This window comes from Brunnivagina elsteri CCALA 953 (assembly GCF_002289455.1).
Taxonomy (GTDB): Bacteria; Cyanobacteriota; Cyanobacteriia; order Cyanobacteriales; family Nostocaceae; genus Brunnivagina; species Brunnivagina elsteri.
Genome location: NZ_NTFS01000505.1, coordinates 1 through 4,057 on the forward strand (window position 1 = coordinate 1; position 4,057 = coordinate 4,057).

The following is a 4,057-nucleotide window of genomic DNA, read 5'->3' on the forward strand; positions in this document are numbered from 1 at the left end:
ATAAATAAATATCAAAATCAATAGACGACTAGTACAGCTTGGCGTAAATATGCCTACCATTTAGTGCTTGAATTTAGTCCTCTTTTAGAGGACTTTCGCTATTAGACAGAGGTTTATAACTTCTGGCTTTGACGGGTTTGGTATTCACAATAGTCGGTTTACCTGCGCTGTGTTGTACTAGTAAACTACTTATACTTAACCTTGGAATTCTGCTACACTTTATAAAAAATATACTTGTTTATTTAACATAACGTTACAATATCTCAACAGAACAAAACCAAAAATAAACCAAAAGAGTATGTATCTAACTTGGCTCGATAGTAATTCTTGGCTCATTGAAATGGGTAATCAGCGTATTCTGCTCGATCCTTGGTTAGTGGGTTCATTAGTATTCGGTAATGCACCTTGGTTCTTTAAAGGAGAGCGAAATTCCCAGCATCCCATACCAGAGAACATCGACCTAATTTTACTATCCCAGGGTTTGGAAGACCACGCTCACCCACCAACATTAGAAAAACTCGATCGCAATATACCTGTTATCGCTTCACCTAACGCAGCAAAAGTTGTGCAGAAACTCGGTTACACAAAAGTTACCACCTTAGCACATGGGGAAGGACTTAATTTTGCCGATACATTAGAAATTAGAGCCTTTCCAGGTTCACCAATTGGTCCAATGCTGTTGGAAAATGGCTATTTGCTCAAAGATTTAACTAATAATACCACCCTATACTACGAACCGCACGGGAATCATTCACCAACCCTAAAAGACTTTGCCCCCGTTGATGTAGTCGTCACTCCCATTATTGATATAGAGATTGTTTTACTTGGTTCCTTTATTAAAGGGATGAAGAGTGCAATGGAAGTAATTGAGTGGTTACAACCGCAAGTAATAATGAACACTGCTGCGGGAGGTGATATTTCATTTTCAGGACTATTAGTTTCTGCCTTGCGTGCGAATGGTAGTGTAGAGGATTTGCGGAATGCGATCGCAGAGAAAAATTTCACCACAAAAGTAGCTGAACCAAATTCTGGAGAAAGATTTGAGGTTGATTTATTAGCAATTAACTGAACCGCTTGACGGATGTCCCTAGTGTCGAAGATGATGCCATCATATTTATGTGAATGACGAACTATGGTATGTATAAATGGCGTAATGATGCAATACTTCCATTGGTATATTTCCGACAATGGAACACTCTGGGATGAGGTAAGTGAAAAGGCGAAGGAATTGGAAAAATCCGGCTTTACTGCTATTTGGCTACCTCCCGCATATAAAGGACTTGCGGGGAAAAGCGACGTTGGATACGGGGTTTATGATTTATTTGACTTAGGTGAATTTGACCAAAAAGGTTCAATTCGGACTAAGTATGGAACCCGTCAGCAATATTTGAATGCGATTAAATCCCTGCATAATTCCCAGATAAATGTTTATGCGGACACTGTACTCAATCATCGCATGGGAGCAGATTCAGCAGAAATATTTAAAGCCACTCCCTTTCCCCAAGATAATCGATTAAACTCCAAAGGTGACTTACAGGAAATCAAAAGCTATACCCACTATCATTTTCCTGGAAGGAAAAACAAATATTCCCAATTTGAATGGCATTGGTATCACTTTGATGCAGTTGACTATAACGAATATAATGGGAGCGATTCCCTTCAGGATAGCTTCGCTTCACGCAGTACGGTTTACCTAGTTGAAGGGAAGCAATTTGACGATTACGTTTCCTTGGAGAAAGGTAACTTTTCTTATTTAATGGGTTGCGATTTAGATTTCCAAGATACATGGGTACGTCAAGAAATTACCAATTGGGGTAAATGGTATCTGGATACAACTGGGGTAGATGGTTTTCGTCTGGATGCTATCAAACACATCGCATCTTGGTTTTTCCCTGAATGGATAGATGCGATGGAAAAGCATGTTGGTAAGGATTTGTTTGTTGTCGGTGAATATTGGGTTCCCGAAATCAGTTCAATTCACCGATATATTGATTTAATTGCTGGGAAAATGTCGGCATTTGATGTACCCCTACATTACAACTTCCACTATGCCAGTAAAGCAGGGGGAAACTATGACATGCGAACTATTTTAGATGGTACATTAATGCAGCAGCGTTCCACCAATGCTGTCACCTTTGTCGAAAATCACGATTCCCAACCATTACAAGCATTGGAGTCGGTTGTGGAATCTTGGTTTAAACCCCTTGCTTACGCGATAATTCTTTTGCGTCAGGAGGGATATCCCTGCGTTTTCTATGCTGATTATTACGGTGCAGAATACGAAGATTGGGGAAAAGACGGCAATCGATATAAAATATCTATGGCTTCCCATCGCTGGATAATTGATAAGCTGCTTTACGCACGTCAAAATTATGCCTATGGTTCGCAATACGAGTATTTTGACCATTTTAATACAGTTGGTTGGACAAGATTAGGAGACAACGAACATCCAAAAGCGATGGCTGTAATTATGAGTGATGGTGCAGAAGGAAGTAAATGGATGGAAGTTGGTAAGAGAAATGCCAAGTTTGTGGATATAACCAATCATATCCAAGAACCAATTTACACTAATAGCGATGGTTGGGGTGAATTCCGTTGTCATGGTGGTTCTGTTTCTGTTTGGGTAGAACTGTAAGGAATGAGTATTAAATAAAGTGTAACAGTACGGTGATGTTAGTGCAGCATAACGCACCATTTCCAATACAACCAGAATTACATGTTATTTAATTTACCTTCCTAAGGAATTTTTAGAACGTGATCGTAGAGACGTTATACGTAACGTCTCTACATATTTAAACCTCCTCTACATGGAGAACTGTAGTTTTTTCCTATATTTTGAGATTGCTATCCTACGGGAAGTCCTAAATGCAAATTATAATCTCCACGAACCCATCTACCTACCCTACGTCGAAATAACACAGCCAGATAATTAAAAACTCACTTGTTCCAAAATAGGGGATGTTTATACCAATTAGTTGTGAAGCTGCATAGAATTTGACCTATGCAGCTTCACATAGAATTGGTATAGTATCTTAGTTATCTTTACCTATTTATGTTTTAATGATTTGCTTTATAGTGTTTTCCAAGCAAATGAGGTGTACCTAATCTTTTTAAACCTTTATTCAACGAAATAAGTAAGTATGATATCTGACCTCACTATACCGGGAAACGCTATTCTAACTCAGACATTTCTATTTCACCCAGTTGATTAATAAATAGAGAACTCAAAAATCAAGATATGTCCAGAGGATGTTATGAGATATTTTTTTAAAGTTATAACCACAATTTCTATCTTATCTTTAATTGCTGGCAGTCCGATTTTCTTATCAGCAAAACCAGCAGACAGTATAGATTTAAGAGTTCTAGCACAGGTTAATCAAGACAGTCAGCTATTTTACAACAAACAAGGTCTTACTAGTGCCGATTCGGCAGACATCAAAAGAGAAATTAAAGATTCCAACCAAGATGTGAATATTAATCCACAATATGAAGTCCGAGGAATTACCCGTAGTATACTTATTTTTTTACTAATTTTATGCTTTAACTTATGGTTTAAAAATAAAAAGAAGAAACAATAAATATGTTGCCTAGTTTATAAAATGAGATGCGTTAGCAGGTAAGCTGTTCCGCATTTAAATCATATAATCTAAATTATTATAATTCTTGTGGGGTGGGCATTCCTGCCTGCCTTAATATATGATTTAGGTGCTTTTTAGCTTATTCCCAGTTCTCTAACATCTCTAGCTGCTCTTGGTGGGTGATTATAACCATATGTTTGCTGTAATTCTTCTGTAGTTACAAAACCATATTGTAAAATGTGATCGATGACAGCTTTTGGTCTTTTTGCTGTCACAGATTGACATAGTTTTATAAAATCATTGGGTAAAGCTTGTGGATTATCCATAATTTATCCGACAAGAATAAGCTGCTTACTTAAACTATCTGTGTTGATTTCAGGAATTAACGTAGAAGACAAATATGTATCCGCTCGGTAAATCGGGGTAGAAAAAAAATCAGAATGTAAATTGGTACAGACTGCATTATAGAATATGAGACA

General features: G+C 37.5%; 4 protein-coding genes. 3 read left to right on the forward strand and 1 reads right to left on the reverse strand.

What is annotated here, in order from left to right; all coding sequences use genetic code 11:
* Positions 1–298: 298 nt before the first annotated feature.
* The 3 genes from CK510_RS27255 (at position 299) to CK510_RS27265 (ending at position 3,578) form a co-directional block, all read left to right on the forward strand.
* Positions 299–1,069 carry an MBL fold metallo-hydrolase gene (locus CK510_RS27255; RefSeq protein ID WP_095724641.1) on the forward strand — a complete coding sequence of 257 codons (771 nt, stop codon included), beginning with the start codon at positions 299–301 and terminating at the stop codon, positions 1,067–1,069.
* 63 nt (positions 1,070–1,132) lie between these two features.
* Complete coding sequence (locus CK510_RS27260) at positions 1,133–2,635, forward strand: alpha-amylase (protein ID WP_095724642.1); 1,503 nt, start codon at positions 1,133–1,135, stop codon at positions 2,633–2,635.
* 619 nt (positions 2,636–3,254) lie between these two features.
* Positions 3,255–3,578 carry a hypothetical protein gene (locus CK510_RS27265; RefSeq protein ID WP_095724643.1) on the forward strand — a complete coding sequence of 108 codons (324 nt, stop codon included), beginning with the start codon at positions 3,255–3,257 and terminating at the stop codon, positions 3,576–3,578.
* A 134-nt stretch (positions 3,579–3,712) separates the two neighbouring features.
* Here CK510_RS27265 and CK510_RS27270 read toward each other — a convergent pair whose 3' ends face one another.
* Positions 3,713–3,904, reverse strand: a complete 192-nt coding sequence (locus CK510_RS27270; RefSeq protein WP_245912461.1) for a hypothetical protein — start codon at positions 3,902–3,904, stop codon at positions 3,713–3,715.
* Positions 3,905–4,057: the final 153 nt, after the last annotated feature.

Coding starts and splice junctions, on each gene's coding strand:
- CK510_RS27255 (WP_095724641.1), top strand. CDS start 299: ATGTATCTAACTTGGCTCGATAGTAATTCTTGGCTCATTGAAATGGGT.
- CK510_RS27260 (WP_095724642.1), top strand. CDS start 1,133: ATGGTATGTATAAATGGCGTAATGATGCAATACTTCCATTGGTATATT.
- CK510_RS27265 (WP_095724643.1), top strand. CDS start 3,255: ATGAGATATTTTTTTAAAGTTATAACCACAATTTCTATCTTATCTTTA.
- CK510_RS27270 (WP_245912461.1), bottom strand. CDS start 3,904: ATGGATAATCCACAAGCTTTACCCAATGATTTTATAAAACTATGTCAA.